The sequence below is a fragment of the Cardinium endosymbiont of Culicoides punctatus genome (assembly GCF_004354815.1).
Lineage (GTDB): Bacteria > Bacteroidota > Bacteroidia > Cytophagales > Amoebophilaceae > Cardinium.
Genome location: NZ_QWJI01000018.1, coordinates 1 through 19,431 on the forward strand (window position 1 = coordinate 1; position 19,431 = coordinate 19,431).

A 19,431-nucleotide genomic window follows, 5' to 3' on the forward strand; every position below is an offset into this window, starting at 1 on the left:
AAACCCTAAAAATATAGTAACATTTATGTAATAAATAGAGAAAATAAAAAATCCCAAATTTTTGTGCGAAATGTCGGTTACTAGATATGTAGGTCTTAATAATAATGAATATCCTATAAAAAATTGGAATCAATCCAGATGTTTTACTATTAGTATACCCAATGATATTGAAGATTTTAGCGATAAAACCAAAGAAGAAGTAGAAGAAATAGCCTCATATATCAAATGGATTATTAAATCTTCAGCTGATGAATTTGATAAAGCTATATCTTTTAAAACAAGCATTACATCTTCTAAAAAAAGAATATTTGGTAGCTAAAGATTTAAGTTACATATGTCTAAAAGAAGACCCGAAAAATCCAACAACTCCTTGTAAATTTGATCCTCAACTTGCTAGGGTCTTTTGGATTACTTTCCATAAGCTTGTTTTTACTCATTCGATTTAAATATAAGGCTGAAGCATTTGATTAGTCCCCTATTCTTTACTTGCCAATGCAAAACTTGGAAAAAATCTCCCCCAAAATATCCTCCGTTGTAATATCTCCTGTAATTTCACCTAGGTGGTGTAGTGCAGTACGTATATCTGAAGCCAATAACTCACTAGATAGCTTCATTTTAAGCCCTGTTATAACTGCCTCTAAAGCCTGTTTACTCTTTTGTAAACGTTCGTAGTGGCGTGCATTCATTACAACTGTTCCAGTAGTATCCAGTTGCGCTCCAGCTACAATCTGCAAAAGTTCATTTTTGAGTTTATCCGTACCTGAATTTGCTCGAGCTGAAATGGGTAAATAATCTTTTTGGACAAAACTTTCTAGCGTACTTTCAGATATGGCAATATCTACCTTATTTACAATTCTAATTATTGGAAACCCTTCTAAACCTAATGCTACCAGTTCCTCTTCAGCTTCTGCCAAAGTTGTAGTAGATACATCTACTAAATAAAATACCACAGAGGCTTTACGCAACTGTTGCTTGGTTCGGTCAATACCTATAGCTTCTATTTCATCCGATACGGTTTCCCTTAAGCCCGCTGTATCTATAAATCTAAATAACATGCCTCCTAAGTGCAGCTGTCCTTCAATCGTATCTCTGGTTGTACCTGCTATAGGAGAAACAATAGCCCGCTCTTCATGTAATAAGTTATTCAATAAAGTAGATTTACCTACATTGGGTTTGCCAGCAATAACCACTGGAATACCATTTTTAATTACATTTCCAAAGCTAAAACTTTCCATAAGCAACCTTATAGCTACAATAATTTTATCAGCCAATGCTTGTAAATCTGTTCTATCTAAGCATTCAACATTTTCTTCTGAAAAATCCAACTCTAGTTCCAACATGGCTGCAAAATGAATGAGTTCTTCCCGAAGTGCTTTTAAATCGGAAGCAAAACCACCACGCATTTGCCGAAGAGCAATTTGATGTGCCAAAGCAGAATCTGCCGATATAAGGTCGGCAACAGCTTCTGCCTGCGTCAAATCGAAACGACCATTTAAAAAAGCTCTTTTAGTGAATTCTCCAGGCTCAGCTATACGCACACCTCTTTCAATAAAAAGTTGTATTAACTGATGCACAATAAAAGGTGAGCCATGACAGGAAATTTCTACGGAATCCTCCTTGGTAAAGGAATGAGGAGCAATAAAAAGCGCAACCAACACTTCATCAATCATGGTATCTTCCTTTTGAATACAACCAAAATGAATGGTATGTGAAGCTTGTTTTGTAAGATCGTTACCACGAAACACTGTATTTAGCATACTTATAACGCCTTTACCAGAGAGACGTACTACAGCAATGGCACTCATTCCTAATGGTGTTGCTAAGGCAATAATGGGATCTTGACTATGATACATAAATACATAATATATTACGAATGTTACACGCTAGTTTCCAGGATTGCATATATTTCTTTTTTATGCGCAAAAATCGGTTCAGATACGCGCTTCTATGGATTAGCTATATAGAGATTAATAGCAGTACCTAATCGTACCTGAGTTCCTGCGACAGGATTTTGCCTTAAAATACTTCCAACAGGTAAGGTCTTATTTTTTTCTATACTGGTTAATCCCACACGCATGCCATATTCTAGCAATATTAAACTAGCTTCTTCCAAAGGGATTCCTACAACGTCAGGTACTTCAATGATCTGTGTACCCAAACCAGCACCAACAACCAAATCAATGGACGAACCTTTATTAATAGACTTTCCAGCAGATATAGGATGACCATCATACCACTGTTCTAGCACAGTGTATTTTGTAATATCTGGAATATACTTAATGTTACCTAATTTCAATCCCCGATTTTTTAATAACAATTGTGCTTGCCTAATAGACACCTCAATAAGGTTAGGCATTTTAACAAGTGGTGGATGTTCGGCATTTAAAGTTAAGTAGAGTTTTCTATTTTCCTTCACCCAAACACCTACAGCAGGAAATTGCTGTAAAACAGTAAATGGAGGGTGTTTTTCTGAATAATCTGTATTATCTGTTATTACATAACGCAGATGGCATGTCGCTAAATGTGTATCCAACTCATCTAAATGCATGCCTATTAAATTGGGGACTTGAACCGTTTTACCATGATTTGTAATACGAGGTAAGAACATATAAAAGAACCCCAATAGCATTATTAGACTCAAAAAAAAGATATAAAAAAGATGTTTAATGATTTTTTTAAGTTTCTTTTTATCCATTTTTAGAAAAATTGATGGAGGAATAGGTACTAAAATTTCTTTTTGTAAATCCATATTGGATAATTTTATCTACAAAATCGAATGAGCTATAGCCATTTAAAGCAGCTTGATGGAAAATACAGGTAGCTGGGGTCATAGCAGGCAAAGTATTGACTTCAATAACCCATACTTCTACACTTTGATCAGAATAAATTTTTACAAATGCATCTATACGAGCATAGCCTTGTAGGTTTAAAGTTTGTGCTATGGTTTTTAGTTGCGTTTTAACCATTTGACTGATAGCCATAGATGACTGTTTATCGCTAGAAAAGCGTGCAGGTGTAATATTATGTCCTTCCCCAGCTAAAAATTTTTCTTCTAATGAAAGTATACCTTCAGCTGCTAATACTTCCGAAGGTTCAAAAATTTCATATATCATATTTCCATTTTGGGAAATATAAGTCAATAATCCAGTTGTTGTTTCTAAGCAAGCAAGCATGGAAGCATCTTTTCTTATAAAATCTTCTAGCAAGAAACATTTTTGTTGTGGGAAAAAAGCGCCCACCTCCAATCCAAGTAATTGCCTTAAATTATCAGGCAATGCTTGGGCTGCTCTAAAGCTAGCGGAAGCATATGCAAGTAGATGAGATCTATGGGTAATTTTGATTACGCCACTACTACAACCATCATCAATTGGTTTAGCAATCATGGGATAATTAAAAATACGTTCTATTTCATCCATCAATAGGTCCGGTGCTGCACTCCACTGATCATCGGTAATAAGAAACTGTTTGGCAACATAAAACCCATTTTTCGCTAGCAGTTGATTGGTAGCATATTTATCAATTGTTAAAGCTGCTGTTGCAATGCCAGATCCATTGTAAGGGATATCATATTGCTCTAAAATGGTTTGCAAGGTGCCATCTTCTCCGGGCCTACCATGCAAAGCGATAAAAACAAAGTCTATATTATCTTTAATAAATTTAAAATCAATTTCTTTTGGATAAAAGACAGCATCTTTTGCATAAGTTTTTGTAATGGAATGTGCTTCTGCTCTAATGGTATTGAGTATTTCTTTTTGCTTATCGTACTTGCATGGATGTAAGAGGTAATCATGTACATCATCTGCATTATCTTTTAGTAAAAGAGCGGTAGGTAATGTAAAAATACGGTGTTCTTGCATAGAGCCAGATAAAAAAAGTGGCATTACATCATATTGTGCAGATGCAATCAATTTACTGCAAATATTCCGCCCACTTTCTAGTGAAATATGTCGCTCTAGCGTAAATCCACCCATAAGTACACCTATTTTTTTTTTCATACCATGGTATCTTTGTATTTGAGCAGACGTTAAATTAAAATTTAATGCATTAAGCAAATATGCATGTAATGAATCAGCCGACCTTAAAATTACTTAGAAGCAAGTAGCACTAATATCTCTTCATATGCCACCCCCTGCTGGCAGGAGCTAAAAATAAAAGTATGCTCGTTATACTAAATTTCTGTCACATCATTACGGACAAATCCTTGTACATCTGTTATATTTTTATCAGGATCATCTTTAGGATCATTTTTGATGCTAGATGGTGTCATATCTTGATTAGGATCTTCTATTTCTTGTTCAGTAGCTGCTGCTGAATTAGCAGTTGGTGCAGCATTTTTAGTATCAGAAATTGAAACAAAACGTTTACCTATCAAACGCTCTAAGTCTGATTTAAATAACGTTTCTCTTGCTAATAGAGCTTCTGCCAAAAGCATCAACTTGTCCATATTATCTTTAAGCAATGCCTTTACACGTTCATACGCAGCATCTATGATATTTCTTACCTCCTCATCTATGGCATATGCTGTTTTTTCGGAATAAGGTTTGGTAAAAGCATAATCTGTTTGCTTTGAATTATAGAAAGATAGATGACCTACTTTAGGATTCATACCATAAATGGTAACCATACTATATGCCAACTTAGTCGTACGCTCCAAGTCACTCAAAGCACCCGTAGAAATTTTACCAAAAATTAACTCCTCTGCAGCCCTTCCTCCCAGAGCCATAGCCATTTCATCTAGGAGCTCTTCCTCTTGATAGATAAACTGTTCTTTAGGTAAATACTGTGCATAGCCAAGTGCTGCTGTACCACGTGGTACGATACTTACCTTAATCAGTGGATGGGCATGTTCTAAGAACCACCCAGCAATAGCATGGCCAGCTTCGTGGTAGGCAACAATCCTTTTCTCTGCTGGAGAAATAACTTTGTTTCTTTTTTCCAATCCACCAATAATGCGATCTATAGCAGCCTGGAAGTCCACCATTGTTACAAAACGCTTATTCTTTCTCGCTGCTATTAAAGCCGCCTCATTACACATATTAGCCAAATCTGCCCCGGAAAACCCTGGTGTTTGTTCAGCAAGTTGTTTAATACGTATATGTTTCTCTAATTTGAGTTGCTTGCTATGGTACTTTATAATGGCTTCCCTATCAATAATATCTGGGTTGTCTATGCTCACTTGTCTATCAAATCTACCTGGACGCAATAATGCACTATCTAACACTTCTGGTCTATTGGTAGCGGCTATAATAACCACACCAGAATTGGTAGAAAAGCCATCCATTTCTACCAAAAGAGAGTTTAGTGTATTTTCACGTTCGTCATTCACGCCAGGCATATTTGCCTTACCACGTGCCCTTCCTACTGCATCTATTTCATCTATAAATACGATACAAGGCGCCTTTTCTTTTGCTTTTTTAAAGAGGTCACGGACACGAGCTGCTCCTATACCCACAAACATTTCTACAAAGTCCGATCCGGATAAACAAATAAATGGAACGTTGGCCTCTCCAGCTACCGCTTTAGCAAGCAAGGTTTTACCCGTTCCAGGCGGACCAATTAAAAGTACTCCCTTAGGAATTTTTCCACCAAGGGAAGTGAACTTTTCAGGCGTCTTTAAGAAATCCACCATTTCTTTTAATTCCTCTTTGGCTTCCTTCATGCCAGCAACATCTTGAAAGGTAACTTTAATCTTATTGTCTTTATCAAAGATCGTTGTCTTTAAGGTGTTCATGCTAAAAAACTGCCCTCCAGGACCTGCTATACCACTTCCTGATTTACGAATAAAAAACCAATAAATTAAAAATAGTGTAAGTAAAAAGGACCAGTTTATAAAACTTCCTGGTTCTGAGCGCTCTTCAGACATATAACCTATTCTATCTTCGGGACTAAGTTTAGCTTCTAACTCCTTAAAATTTTTGTCGAATATCTCAAAAGATGGTATTCTAAAAGCATAGATAAAGCGATGTGACTTTTTCCATGCTGGTCTTCCCGCCAATTCTTTCTGATAAGACTCTTTTTTAAGCGCATCATCTTTAATTGTTACCTCTACAAGATGTTGATTGGTAATCAACGTAATTGATTTGACATCCTGTTCTAGCATCATTTTTTCAAAGCGTTTTTCAGAAATAAAAATAATGCCTTGATCTCTACCATAATAGATCAGTAACCCTAGTATAGTTGCTATAATTAAGAAAAAAATAGACTGAGCGTTGTGTTGTAAATTGCTTTTTTCCTTTTTTTGCATAACGTCATTTAAAAAATAAGTGGCCTTTTTTCTTGAAGAAAAACCAATCCAGCCATAACATGGAGTTAAAAGCTATAAAACCTAAACAGCTTTACACAAATTTTATAGAAGTAAGATCTATTCAAGTGTAGATAGAGTTTACGATATAACATTATTATGTAATATGTATTATCATAATATATTTGGTTAATTTTTCTACTTTTTCACTTTCATTGTTTCCATAAACCTACTTTCAACTACCTTCCAATTGATAATATTCCAAAAAGACGCTATATATTCCTGACGTCTATTTTGGTAAAAAAGATAATAAGCATGTTCCCATACATCTAGTCCTAAAATAGGGATACCCTGATTTTCAACGGGTATTACATCCATAAGTGGATTGTCTTGATTAGCTGTACTGGAGACGATTAACTTCCCATCTTTTTTAGAAACAGACAGCCAAGCCCATCCAGAGCCAAAATGCGTTGCTGCTGTTGTAGAAAAGAGCTTTTGAAAAGCTTCAAAACTGCCAAACGACCCTTCTATTGCCTCGAGCAATAGAGATTCAGGTTTTTTTAACGCATGGGGTGTAAGACTATTCCAGAAAAAAGAATGGTTAAAATGGCCACCCGCATTGTTTCGAACAATGGGACTATATCTACTTATGTTCTTTAAAAGCTCATCCAAGACAGCTGACTCTAACCCGTCTACAGCTACTATGGACGTACCAACAAGCGCTTGGTTCAAGTTATTCACATAGGCCTGATGATGTTTGGTATGGTGTATTTCCATAGTTCGTGCATCTATATAAGGCTCTAGCGCATCGTAACTATATGGCAATAAAGATGGAAACTCAAAATTCATAAATAATTTAAGTATTATGATAACGACAAAACAATACAGTCTGCTAGCTTTTACAATATAGCGTTTCTTCGTTGTTTAAAAAAACAGATAAGTAATTTATGACATTCTTGTTCCAAAATATTTGGCTCTACCTCTGTTTTCGGATGTAGTATAGAAGCAGTCAATGTTCGGTATCCTCTTTTAAGATCACTGGCACCAAAAACGATACGTTTTAGTTGTGACCAATATAAGGCTCCTCCACACATTACACAAGGCTCCAAGGTAACATATAGTGTACAGTCTATTAGATATTTACTACCAAGATAGTTATTTGCGGCTGTTATAGCTAATAACTCTGCATGAGCTGTTGGGTCTTTTAGTAGTTGCACCTGATTATGAGAACGTGCAATAATTTTCCCATGAGCAACCACCACTGCTCCAACGGGCACCTCTCCTATTTGTGCTGCATTCTTTGCTTCTTTTAATGCTTCTTTCATAAAGAAGTCATCATTATTTATGCAACTCATTTTTTTTAGTTTTAACAATCAATGTTAACCAACATGTAATGCCCATTGAACACTTCTAACACAAACGCTAAAATTTGGAATTACTATTTTTTTTTGATACCATGAAAGTAGGTAAGATTTTTTATAAAAAATTTATAATACAAAACAGATATGTAATATTATATGCTCAGATTATGTATCTAAGTGATACTATACATTTAGTTCCGTTCGTTATGGCGTTATGCATAGATGTTCTATATATTAAAGATTGTTCAACAGTAAAAACAAAAAAATAAAAAACATATGGAATATAAAACAACCCAAAGTATACAAAATATACAAAAATCTAGTTTACAAAAATGGGTAATGCCAAAAGTTATTTGGCCTACCATTGGTTATGTATTACTTGGCTCAAACCTTGATTGTGGAGGCCTGAAAGGACTACAACCAGCATATAGTAATACAAAAAAAATTCATAATCCCACAAAAACAGACTCAAAAGACATAGTTTCTATCTGTTCAAATAATCTACCGAAAAATACTGATAATAAAACAAAAACATCAACTTTAGAACCATCAAATACCTTATCTCATTATGGAAATAGTGGAAATCTAGGCAGCGGTGGTGGTGGTGTACCACATCAAAATACACGTAACCCATATAATGAACAGCAACAAACACTGACCTTATCCACGATCCTAACACCAGAACACATGGCACTAGTCCATAACATACCACTGGAAGGACTGAAAAGTTTAATAACAACAGTAAGTAATAAAAATCTTCCAATGCCATTGTTTCTACTCCCTTTCCTAACAAAAGAAGAAAAGGAACGGATAGCTAATCTGACACCAGAACAACGGAAAGCATTAATAAATGAACTGAACGCAATATTGGCATCAAAAGAAAAGCAGGAAGATGAAAATAATGGAAATCAGGAAATACCACTTGAATTACGTTCTTTCCTAACAGCAGCAAAAGAAGAACAGGTAGATACCATGACAGCAGAAGAATTGAAAAGATTAATAAGAAAACTGGAAATACGTCAAGAACAAGCAACGCAAGAAGAAGATAGAAGTAAATTACTAGGAGACATCAATAAACTAAACACATTCCTGAAACCGGAAGAGCAACAAAACATGCCAAACTTGGGTTTGGAAGAACTCAAAAATTTACTAAACACCCTGCAAGCGAGGAAAGCAGCACAAGACCAAAATAAAAATAATCCACCAACAAAAAATATACCAATCCCACCACCTCTTCCTAACCCAAGCGCACTACAAGAAGCAAAAACATTTATAGCCGAATTGATACCAACGGAACTAAAGAAGTTCTGGAACCTCTCTACAATACAAAGAGAAATTAACCAATGGAATCCAGAAAAATTAAAAAAATCACAAGATGAAGTAATAAAGATGCTAAAAAAAGCAAAAGAAGAAGAAGAAAAAAGAGAAACAATACCAAAAAAAAATAAAGAAGAATTACTGGTAGGAATTAATGAACTAAGAGAATTCTTCACATTATCAGAAAAAAATCGCATAGAAGAAACACCATTAAACACAAGGCAAAATAAAAACCTAGAAGAGCTTCTAGAAAAACTGCAACGAAGAAAAGAGGGAAAACCTAAGGACATCACAGAGGAAGTAGAGTATAAACAGTATATAAAAGAAAAAAAGAAAAAATAAAGCAGCAAGCCATTCACATACGTACACGTACTTTTTATTTAATTAAAATGAGATCACGTCATTTGGGAATATTCCCAAATGACGTGATAAAAACCCAACCACCTAATTTCTAATATGTTAGCTTGCCGTTTTAATCTTTGTTGCAAAAAGCTTAGATGGCTTAAAAGCTGGAATATAATGTTCCTCTACCACTATGGCTGTATTGGTGCTGATATTACGTCCAATTTTCTGTGCACGTTTTTTCTTGAAAAACACGCCAAATCCACTGAAATGCACACGTTGGTTATCTATAACAGACTCCTGAACGACATCAGTTAACGCATCTATGGTTTTTTTAATATCTTCCTTATCAAGACCTGTTTTACGTGATATTACGAATATTACTTCTTTCTGAGTCATAATTTGTATTCGAATTTAAACCATTAATTTTTTTACTATAAATCAATTATAGCAATGCCACTCGTTTTTTAATTTATAACAAAAAAACGAAACAAACATAAACTATGAAAACAAAGTTATAAAATAAAATGGTCTTATCTACAAATATATCTATATAAATATCAATAATCTATATGGTCTATGCACCCACACACCTACATGCATACCATGCTTATTATAACATTAAAGATCTATATGCTGAGGCAAAAGCTTTAGCTCGGTAGCCAAATGCTTCAAAAAACCGCCTCCTACTGCCCCATCTATAATACGATGATCATATGTATGAGATAGAAACATTTCATCACGAATAGCTATCACATCTTCTTCTCCTATATGAACGACAGCAGGACGTTTCTCAATAGTACCTAATGCAAGAATAGCTACTTGTGGTTGCACGATAATTGGTGTGCCCATTTGATTTCCAAAACACCCAATATTAGAAATGGTATAACTGGCACCTGTTAGCTCATCTGCAAGAATGGTACCACTACGTGCTTTATGTATCAACGTATCAATCTGTTTTGCTAAAGTCGTGAAAGGTAACGTTTCTACCTTTCTAACAACAGGGACTAATAGATTTCCATCAGGTAGTGCTACGGCAAAGCCAATATTGACATGCTTTCTTTTGATAATTTGATTATTAGAAACTACAGCATTGAGCAATGGAAATACCTGCAAAGCACGAACAATTGCGGCCATAAAAAGTGGATTATAGGTAAGTTTAATACCATATTTTGTTTCAAAAGAAGCTTTATGCTGTGCTCTCCAGTCCACAAGATCGGTTAAATCTGCACGCATAAAAGAAGTAACATGCGGAGAAATTTTTTTGGATTGGACCATTCGGTTGGCAATAAGTGTCCTTACACGATCCATTTGGATCACCTCATCACCCTCTAATGGCGTAATCGGCTCTTGAAATACATGCAGATTGGCAGATTCTATAGCCGGTAAAGTTCTGGTTTTGTTTTTTAAATAGTCTAAAAGGAGGTCTTTTGTAATACGTTTATCCCTCGCATTACCAACTAAATTTTCTAGCTCTTCTGGGTGAATATGATGTTTTCTAACCATTCCCCTTACTAAAGGGCTCATCGATAGGCTATGCTTGCCAAAAACAGTTAATGGTGTTGTTGTAAATGAAAGATCTTGTGTTGGTACAACAGTAAGTGTCGATATACTCGGAATTTTTTCCGTAACATTAGTTTCTATTGGTTGAATAGTGCCATTTTCTGCTTCCAATATAGCAATCGGAGCACCAATAGCAACGATTTCTCCTTTTTGAACGAGCAGCTTTCTAATGGTACCCGAATACATAGCGGGTACTTCTGCGTCGACTTTATCTGTAGCTACCTCCAGTAGTATATCTCCTTCTACAATCGGTTCCCCTTCTTGGACACACCAATGCAATACGATTGCTTCTATTACACTTTCACCCATTTTGGGTAAGTAGAGGGTTGTTAAGGACATATTAACGTTTACAAAAAAATGAAATCTATTTTAAATCATTCATATTACCCATCATTTAGCGCTCTATACAAAAACTATAATATCATTTATACTTAAGAAACAGAACGATTTAATTTATTAAATGCTTGAATAAATTGGTTTCTAGCTTGATTGTTTTTTATACTTTGTATATCACGAAGTAATTTTCTAAGAAGATTGCCTATCTCCGCTATTGTATTCTGTGCAATTGAATGACGGATAATCTTTGGATATCTTCGAACGCTTTCTTCCATCATACGAAATTGCTCAAGTATTTTTGAAATGCCTTTTCCAGGAGAAGCGTTTGCTTGCTTTTCATAATCTGTTAACTTATATTCCTGAATAGCTAGAGACAGCTCTTCTATTTTTCCAAGCAAAACACTATCTAGATAGAACATATCATTTTTCTCGAAGACTTGATTGTCGTTTTTGCTACACCCAATAAAGAGTAAAATGGCAGTAAATAATAAAACGTAACATCTAAGGACAGCTAACCATTGTCGTATAGGATACTGTTTTTGAATAGAAATACTTTCCTTTTTAGTTTGATTCATAAAATGACAAATGCTTACTACTATACTTGATGGTGGTTTAAATATATGATGGAACAAATACGAAAAAATTATCCCACACTACCTTCCAAAGTTATGGCCAGGAGCTTTTGCGCTTCTACAGCAAACTCCATAGGTAGTTGTCTTAATACCTCTTTACAATATCCATTTACAATAAGTGCAATAGCATGTTCATTATCAATACCACGTTGATTGCAGTAAAAAATTTGGTCCTCACTAATTTTAGAAGTAGTTGCTTCGTGTGCTACTTGTCCTGTCGCATTTTTTACTTCTATATAAGGGAACGTATGTGCCCCACAGCTATTCCCAATCAGTAAAGAATCACATTGGGAATAATTAGAAGCGTTTGTTGCATCAGCAGTAATTTTAACCAAACCCCTGTAGCTATTGTTTGAATAGCCAGCAGCAATACCCTTGGCTACGATTCTACTTTTGGTATTTTTACCTAAATGGATCATCTTAGTTCCTGTATCTGCTTGTTGTTTATTTTTTGTCACAGCTACAGAATAAAATTCTCCTATAGAATGATCTCCCATTAAAATACAGCTAGGGTATTTCCAAGTAATGGCCGATCCTGTTTCTACCTGGGTCCAAGATATTTTAGAATATTCTCCCGCACAGAGTCCTCTTTTGGTTACAAAGTTGTATACACCACCTATCCCATCTTTGTTTCCGGGATACCAATTTTGTACAGTAGAATACTTTACATGTGCTCCCTTTTTCGCATAAATTTCAACCACAGCAGCATGCAGTTGGTGTTCATCACGCATAGGAGCGGTACATCCCTCTAGATAACTAACATAGGTGTCTTCTTCGGCAATAATTAGCGTACGTTCAAATTGACCTGTATTATTGGCATTTATACGAAAGTAAGTGGAAAGCTCCATGGGGCAATGTACACCTTTTGGAATGTAACAAAATGAGCCATCGCTAAAAACTGCGGTATTTAATGTCGCAAAGTAGTTATCCGTCATTGGTACGACCTTTCCTATATATTGTTGTACCAGTTCAGGATATTTTTGAACAGCTTCGCTAAAGGAGCAAAATATAATGCCTAATTTATGTAACGTTTCCTTAAAGGTGGTCGCAACAGAGACACTATCTAGTACTATATCCATAGCTACTCCTGTGAGTCTTTTCTGTTCTTCCAAAGAAATACCTAAACGCTTGAGGGTAGCTAAAAGTTCTGGATCTGCCTCATCCAAACTATTTAATTGCACCTTTTGCTTAGGTGCAGCGTAATAAATGATATCTTGATAATTTATGGGTGGATAGGATACTTTCGCCCAAACAGGTTCTTTTAATTTGGCTAGATGGTGGAAGGCTTGCAGGCGACGTTTTAGAAGCCAGTTTGGTTCTTGCTTTTTTTCAGAAATCAGTCTAATCGTTGCTTCTGTTAACCCTTTTGGAATCGCATCTACGGGGATATTACTTTCAAATCCATATTGATAATCGGAGGATGTTATTTCTTCTAAAATATTTTGTTCTTTTTTTACCATAGTTCTATATAAAAAACGGTGGTAGCTTAAATATATGATGTCATAATCCATTGACATTGAGTATTTTCAATTTTTTTCGATAAAAAAAACGGTTCATTTTTCTCAAATGAATATATCATAGAAAAGTGTCCTCAATGTCTGACTGATGTAAATGTAGTAAAAAATGGCTTTAATAAAGACCATCACTAGATTATTCAGGCACTAAAAAACGCATAGGAAAGAATAGATTAAGCATTCGTATCATATACTTCAACAACCACTGTCTTTTTTATGATTATAATCTACTCTTTTCCAATTATCACATACAATAGCTGTTGCCATAGCTGCATTTAACGATTCGGCACTACTATATCCAGGAATGGAAACAGAGTGCGTAAGATTTTTTTTAATTTCATCTTGGATTCCACTAGATTCATTCCCTATTACCAAAATTCCTCTATCTGGAAATGAAAAGTTATGCACATTTTCTCCTCCCAACATAGCACCTATAATAGGGAGCTTGCTTTCTGCTAAATAGTTTGACAAGTCTACATAGTGTATATTGACTTTCATAAAAGATCCCATACTTGCTTGTAGAACTTTAGGGTTGTACAACGCTACTGTAGATTGAGAACAAAGTAGGGTGGATATGCCGTACCAATCTGCTATTCGAATAATAGTACCTAAATTCCCCGGATCCCTAATATTATCTAATGCCAGTGTAATGCCAGTAGAGTATATAATTGGTTGATTTTGTTTAGGCATCGAAACTACAGCAAGTATATCCTGATTGTTAGTAAAAGAACCCAATTGAGAGAGCTCTACGTTACTTACTTCAAAAATTTCTATTGGCTTTTCATAGCCAATAAAAAAATCTGGATTTGCTTTAAAAAAAGAAACAGTGCCAACTATAAATTTTATTTCGTAATCTGAGGTAAGGAGTAAATGAATACTTTTTTTCCCCTCTAAAATAAAAGCAGTCTTTTCTAGACGATATTTTTTCAGGGCTAATTGGCGGATATATTTTGCTTTAAGTTTACTTAACTTTGGATACATAATAAAAAATCATGAGAGGATGGTTTATATTTTAGAAATTTCATGGCTTATCCATATGTAGTGAACAACTCTAAGCAGATTGTTTGATAGATTTAGCCGGATTTCCTAGTAATATATCATCTTTTTTTACATTTCCTAAAACAACAGAGCCTGCACCAATACTTGCACCTTTTTGGATAGTAACTCCAGAGATAATGGTTGCTCCAATGCCAATATATACACCTTCTTCTATAATCACATTGTCTCCAATAACGCTCCCAGCTCCTATTTGGACTAAATTATGTATTTGTGTTTGGTAATCAATAATTACACCATTGTTCAGTATGCAATGATTACCTATATTCACTTCTGGTGCTAGACAAACTTGGGCACCTATATAATTACCTTGACCTAACTGGATATGTTCTGCAACAATAGCAGTAGGATGAACGGCAGAGATGGAATTGTCTTTATGGTGTGCATGTAGAAAGTTTAAGATACTTTTCCTTTTTGCTATATTTCCATATGCAATAAACGAAGCACATTCTTCATCGAGTAATTCAAGAAATTTATGGTCATCTGTAGCACCTAAAATAGGCACTCCATAGATCTCTCTGTTATGCCAGGTTTTATCATCTTCAAGAATACCATAAACGATCAAATTGTTTTTTTGAAAAATATCTAAAGCCCCTTTTGTAAAAGTGCATACGCTAAAAATGATTACTCCTTTAGACATGGTATTTCCAATTATGTAGTATTAAATTTTCCTATTTTTTGCAAGTTGCATATATACATTGTTTTCGAACCTATTTTAGTTCTATCACATTAGTCTACAAACTTACCCCATTTTTCCTCTATTTGCTGCAAAGCTTGTTGCGCCGCCATTTGTTCAGCATTTTTTTTAGTTCTCCCAGTACCCTCAGCTATAACCTTATTTTCCATGCGTATTTGGATGGTAAATTCTCTATAACGATTATATTCTTTTTCTGATAATAGATTAAAAAATATTTGAACATGATTTTTATGAGCCCATTTAATAATTTTACTTTTAAAGTTTTGATCATTCTCTACAAGATCTTTTAGACTTATATAGTTACCTATGAGTCGCTCAGTAATGATTTTTTTGCAATGTTCATATCCATGGTCCAAATATATTGCACCAATCAATGCCTCCAATGCGTTGCCATAGATGTTTCTACTACCTGCTCTTTTTACCACATTAGAACGGTAGTGTAATACCTTATCTAAATGAATTTTTCTCGCCAGTTCATTTAGAGCGCTTCTATTAACGAGCCTAGACCTTATTTCTGTCAGAAAACCTTCTTCTTTTAAAGGATATTTCTTAAAGAGAAAATCTGCTACTGCCAAAGATAGTACAGCATCCCCTAAAAACTCAAGTCGTTCATTAGAGGGAGGATCCTCTTTATCTTTTGTAAAACTATGTTGTAACGCAATTTTATATAATGAGATATTTGAAGGAATCCTACCCGTAACTGTTCTTACAAAGGTTAGTAATTGCTGCGTAGCAGCATCTTTTTTTATAAAAAAAAACTTTATTATGTTTAGGATTCGTCCCATCTTTTAAAGATAACGGAAGCATTATGTCCACCAAAGCCAAAAGCATTATTTTGCGCAAAAAATAGAGAACGGGTTTCGGCCTTGTTTAAAGTTAGGTTAATATTCGGATCTATATTTTCATCTACTACTTTATGATTAATTGTTGGTGGTACCACTTGGTATTGCAATGCTAAAATAGTAGCAATGGACTCAATCGCTCCAGCAGCACCTAGGAGGTGTCCTGTCATTGACTTTGTAGAACTGATATTGAGCTTATGCATATGACACCCAAAAACACGTTGGATAGCATTTAACTCATTAATATCTCCTAGGGGGGTACTTGTTCCATGGGCATTGATATAATCAATACTATCTGGAGAAAGCTTTGCATGATCTAATGCACGCTGTAGGGCTAAAACAACACCATCCATATCTGGTGCTGTAATATGATATGCATCTGCAGACATACCTACACCAACTACTTCTGCATAAATCTTGACACCTCTTTTTTTCGCATGTTCGTAGGATTCAAGTATCAAAGCACCTGCTCCTTCTCCCATTACAAAGCCATCTCTTGTTTTGTCAAAAGGGCGAGAGGCAGTCATATAGTCCTCATTATTTTGAGATAGGGCTTTTAATGCATTAAATCCTCCAATACCTACTTGGATAATAGGCGCTTCTGAACCTCCCGCTACAATTACATCTGCATCCCCTAATTTAATAAGTTGATAACCTGCTATTAAAGCATTTATAGAAGAGGCACATGCAGATACTGTAGCAAAGTTTGGTCCTTTAAATCCATATTTGATGGAAAGGTGACCAGAGGGTATATCTGGAATGATTTTAGGAATGAAGAAAGGATTTATCTTCGGTTCCATCTCATTCTTTACAAGGTCTAAAACCGTTGTTTCTGTTGTCCCCAATCCACCTATACCAGATCCCCATATTACGCCAACACGTTCCTTATTTACCAATTGATTCGTTAGTTGGGCGTCTTGGATAGCCTCATCACCAGCTACAATGGCATATTGGGAAAATGGATCCATGCGTCTAGCATCTTTAGGAGAGAAGTAATTACTTGGAGAATACCCCTTTAATTCACAAGCAAACTTGGTTTTATGTTTAGAAGTATCAAATTTGGTTATAAGCCCTGCACCACTTTTACCTTGGACAAGACTTTCCCAATACTCCTTCACATTGTTCCCAATTGGCGTAAGTGTTCCTAATCCTGTAATAACTACTCTTGCAGATGACATTTTTACCCAAAAGGTTTGTTAAAAACTATCCTTTGTGTTGAGATAGATGGTTTTCTAAAAATTCTATCACACTACCCACTGTTTGCAGTGTTGAAGCTTGATCATCTCCAATCTTTAAATCAAATTCTTTTTCAAATTCCAGTACCAATTCTACGCGATCTAGAGAATCAGCTCCTAGATCATTTACAAAATGAGCAGTAGGCACGACTTCTTCAGCTGAAACATTCAGTTTATCAATTACAATAGCCTTTACTTTAGACTTAATATCTTCACTATTCATTTAAATAACGGTTCTAATTTTTTATTGAAAATTTTTAAAGAGTACATAAGCATTTTAAGAAAAATGCTTATGTACTAACGCTTGATTAGCTCTTCATATAGAGCTATTAAGCATATTAATTATTTTTTGATATTTTTTGCCTCTTTCCAAGCTAAAAATTTCTTATCTGCTTCTTCTTGGGTTATTGCTCCCTTTATTACACCTATTTGGAGATGTTTTTTTAGCATAATTCCTTGATTAGACAAAATATTTTTTACTGTGTCAGTAGGTTGTGCTCCTTGAAAAAGCCACTTTAAGGCACTTTCTTCATCTAACTTAACGGTTGAAGGAGATGTATTTGGATTATAGTTGCCAATTTTTTTTATAAAACGACCATCTCTTGGCGATCTTGAATCTGCCACAACGATATCATACTCTGCGAAATGTCTTCTTCCACGCCTCGCTAATCTTATTTTTACTGCCATAGTGCTACCTTTTTAACGAATCTCGTTCGCGAGTATTACTTTTTTATATGTTATAATATTACTTATTTCTTCCTTCTCAGATGGAAAAGGGAGTGTAGCCATCTCTTAATTAAATGGTATCGACACACACCATAGACCGCTCTTTCTTCTTTCTAAAAACAACCATACCATCTACTAAAGCAAATAGTGTATGGTCTTTTCCCAACCCAACATTTTTCCCAGGATGATGATGGGTACCCCTTTGTCTAACAATAATATTCCCAGCTATTACCTGTTCTCCTCCATGTTTTTTTATGCCGAGTCGTTTACTCTCTGAGTCTCTCCCGTTCCGGGAACTACCGGCTCCCTTCTTATGTGCCATGTTTTTACGTTACTTTACAATATCTTCTATAATAATTTGCGTATGGTCTTGACGATGTCCTCGTTTAACCCTATAACCCTTCCGTCTCTTTTTCTTAAAGACAATAACTTTGTCTCCTTTGGTATGATCCAATACCTTAGCAGTAATGGTTACCCCATCTAACATAGGCTTGCCAACAGCAATAGCTCCTTGTTCGTCACCTAGTAGCAAAACTTTATCAAAGGTAAGGGCATCTCCTACCTCGTTCTGCAACTTAGGCGTATAGAGTTTCTGCTTTTTGGAAACTTTAAATTGCTTACCAGCTATTTCTACAATTGCATACATATATTTTCTTAGACTAAAAAATAATCTTTCTCAAAAAGGAAAAGAATAGACATCAACGAATTTAATGTTTTTTCTACAAAAATAAAAGGAAATTCACCAAGTACGCTATATGCTGTATAGCAAAAATATTATTTTTACAGCTGATTTATAATTCACTATAAAATATACAATAAAATTTTGGGGAGGTGGTTAAATTATATGATACTAAGCTACTCAAGCTGGCTCTCATATTTTTATCTTGTAAATGGGTATAAATATTGATATTATTTGCATAAATAATTCTGTTTTTTTGCTTTAACTAAAGCCATTTTTTACTACTATAGTTTTCCGTTCATCCCCTTTTTTTTGTTGACTTCATTCTTTGTCTAAACACATTCAGCCCTTCGCTACATGGCCATTACAGCCACTTCTTAATTACTACGACCGAATCTGCCCACCGGATGGAAATAACCGATGGTTCTCAAGTTCCGTGTAAAGCCCTAATATAGGATCGTACTGCCTATGTACCGCTTCCTAGTATCGTCAGGTATTGTAGGACAACTCGATACCTTATCAAGCAAACGATTTCAGATCTGCCTTTTTGAGAGAGTATTTATTTTTACGACACTTAACTACGGAAGTTCACTTTCGTTCACCTTCCTATATCACACGTGACTTTTACAAGCCTTTTTCCTAACCCTCACAACCAGGCATTTTGAACTCAGCCGCTTAGGGTCGTTTGAAATATGCTCCTACCAGCCGATTTCGGGTGGTGGTACAAATATATGATGGAATAAAAGACTGACATTGAGGATTTTCCACTATATTTGATAAAAAACGGCTAATTTTCTCAAAGAAATATATCATCCCACATTCCGCACCAAAAAATGCAAATCTTACAATTATTTTATAATTGATTACTAATAATTTTTATAATTGTATAG

General features: G+C 35.1%; 20 protein-coding genes. 2 read left to right on the plus strand and 18 right to left on the minus strand.

Annotated elements, in window-relative coordinates; genetic code table 11:
• The first annotated feature begins 70 nt into the window (after nt 1–70).
• On the plus strand, nt 71–319 hold the full coding sequence (locus tag CCPUN_RS03230; protein ID WP_133282149.1) for a hypothetical protein: 249 nt from the start codon (nt 71–73) through the stop codon (nt 317–319).
• Between the two features lie 163 nt (nt 320–482).
• On the opposite strand, the gene mnmE is transcribed toward CCPUN_RS03230, so the two are convergent.
• From mnmE to CCPUN_RS03260, 6 genes are all read right to left on the minus strand, one after another.
• Entirely contained in the window at nt 483–1,853 is a 1,371-nt protein-coding gene (mnmE, locus tag CCPUN_RS03235) for a tRNA uridine-5-carboxymethylaminomethyl(34) synthesis GTPase MnmE (RefSeq protein WP_133282150.1), read from the minus strand.
• 92 nt (nt 1,854–1,945) lie between these two features.
• The gene (locus tag CCPUN_RS03240) at nt 1,946–2,695 is read right to left on the minus strand and encodes a PASTA domain-containing protein (RefSeq protein WP_165941931.1); all 750 of its coding nucleotides are present in this window, start codon (nt 2,693–2,695) and stop codon (nt 1,946–1,948) included.
• Nucleotides 2,688–3,995, minus strand: coding sequence for a D-alanine--D-alanine ligase family protein (locus CCPUN_RS03245; RefSeq protein ID WP_133282152.1), 1,308 nt, complete (start codon nt 3,993–3,995; stop codon nt 2,688–2,690). The genes CCPUN_RS03240 and CCPUN_RS03245 overlap by 8 nt, the downstream gene beginning before the upstream one ends.
• A gap of 173 nt (nt 3,996–4,168) precedes the next feature.
• Nucleotides 4,169–6,244 (minus strand): ATP-dependent zinc metalloprotease FtsH, encoded by a 2,076-nt coding sequence (gene ftsH, locus CCPUN_RS03250; protein ID WP_191283874.1) that lies wholly within the window; start codon nt 6,242–6,244, stop codon nt 4,169–4,171.
• 195 nt (nt 6,245–6,439) lie between these two features.
• A complete protein-coding gene (locus tag CCPUN_RS03255; protein WP_133282153.1) occupies nt 6,440–7,090 on the minus strand; it encodes a superoxide dismutase in 651 nt (216 codons plus the stop codon).
• 50 nt (nt 7,091–7,140) lie between these two features.
• Complete coding sequence (locus CCPUN_RS03260; RefSeq protein WP_133282154.1) at nt 7,141–7,596, minus strand: nucleoside deaminase; 456 nt, start codon at nt 7,594–7,596, stop codon at nt 7,141–7,143.
• A 282-nt stretch (nt 7,597–7,878) separates the two neighbouring features.
• Between CCPUN_RS03260 and CCPUN_RS03265 the strand changes: the two genes are divergently transcribed.
• On the plus strand, nt 7,879–9,261 hold the full coding sequence (locus CCPUN_RS03265) for a hypothetical protein (protein ID WP_133282155.1): 1,383 nt from the start codon (nt 7,879–7,881) through the stop codon (nt 9,259–9,261).
• A 117-nt stretch (nt 9,262–9,378) separates the two neighbouring features.
• On the opposite strand, the gene CCPUN_RS03270 is transcribed toward CCPUN_RS03265, so the two are convergent.
• The 12 genes from CCPUN_RS03270 to rplU form a co-directional block, all read right to left on the minus strand.
• Complete coding sequence (locus CCPUN_RS03270; protein WP_133282156.1) at nt 9,379–9,660, minus strand: HU family DNA-binding protein; 282 nt, start codon at nt 9,658–9,660, stop codon at nt 9,379–9,381.
• Between the two features lie 222 nt (nt 9,661–9,882).
• Nucleotides 9,883–11,163 carry a dihydrolipoamide acetyltransferase family protein gene (locus CCPUN_RS03275; protein ID WP_133282157.1) on the minus strand — a complete coding sequence of 427 codons (1,281 nt, stop codon included), beginning with the start codon at nt 11,161–11,163 and terminating at the stop codon, nt 9,883–9,885.
• Nucleotides 11,164–11,255: 92 nt separating this feature from the next.
• Nucleotides 11,256–11,735: a hypothetical protein gene (locus CCPUN_RS03280; protein ID WP_133282158.1), complete on the minus strand. Its 480-nt coding sequence runs from the start codon at nt 11,733–11,735 to the stop codon at nt 11,256–11,258.
• A gap of 68 nt (nt 11,736–11,803) precedes the next feature.
• The gene (gene sufB, locus CCPUN_RS03285) at nt 11,804–13,252 is read right to left on the minus strand and encodes a Fe-S cluster assembly protein SufB (protein WP_133282168.1); all 1,449 of its coding nucleotides are present in this window, start codon (nt 13,250–13,252) and stop codon (nt 11,804–11,806) included.
• Between the two features lie 249 nt (nt 13,253–13,501).
• A complete protein-coding gene (locus CCPUN_RS03290) occupies nt 13,502–14,287 on the minus strand; it encodes an RNA methyltransferase (RefSeq protein ID WP_133282159.1) in 786 nt (261 codons plus the stop codon).
• Between the two features lie 70 nt (nt 14,288–14,357).
• Nucleotides 14,358–15,002, minus strand: a complete 645-nt coding sequence (locus tag CCPUN_RS03295) for a NeuD/PglB/VioB family sugar acetyltransferase (protein WP_133282160.1) — start codon at nt 15,000–15,002, stop codon at nt 14,358–14,360.
• Between the two features lie 89 nt (nt 15,003–15,091).
• On the minus strand, nt 15,092–15,844 hold the full coding sequence (gene rnc, locus CCPUN_RS03300) for a ribonuclease III (protein WP_133282161.1): 753 nt from the start codon (nt 15,842–15,844) through the stop codon (nt 15,092–15,094).
• Complete coding sequence (gene fabF / locus CCPUN_RS03305; RefSeq protein ID WP_133282162.1) at nt 15,829–17,079, minus strand: beta-ketoacyl-ACP synthase II; 1,251 nt, start codon at nt 17,077–17,079, stop codon at nt 15,829–15,831. The genes rnc and fabF overlap by 16 nt, the downstream gene beginning before the upstream one ends.
• 25 nt (nt 17,080–17,104) lie before the next feature.
• A complete protein-coding gene (locus CCPUN_RS03310; protein WP_133282163.1) occupies nt 17,105–17,359 on the minus strand; it encodes an acyl carrier protein in 255 nt (84 codons plus the stop codon).
• Nucleotides 17,360–17,478: 119 nt separating this feature from the next.
• Nucleotides 17,479–17,823: a 30S ribosomal protein S16 gene (rpsP, locus tag CCPUN_RS03315; protein WP_133282164.1), complete on the minus strand. Its 345-nt coding sequence runs from the start codon at nt 17,821–17,823 to the stop codon at nt 17,479–17,481.
• A 109-nt stretch (nt 17,824–17,932) separates the two neighbouring features.
• Nucleotides 17,933–18,184, minus strand: coding sequence for a 50S ribosomal protein L27 (rpmA, locus tag CCPUN_RS03320; RefSeq protein WP_133282165.1), 252 nt, complete (start codon nt 18,182–18,184; stop codon nt 17,933–17,935).
• A gap of 9 nt (nt 18,185–18,193) precedes the next feature.
• Nucleotides 18,194–18,508 carry a 50S ribosomal protein L21 gene (gene rplU, locus CCPUN_RS03325; RefSeq protein ID WP_133282166.1) on the minus strand — a complete coding sequence of 105 codons (315 nt, stop codon included), beginning with the start codon at nt 18,506–18,508 and terminating at the stop codon, nt 18,194–18,196.
• Nucleotides 18,509–19,431: the final 923 nt, after the last annotated feature.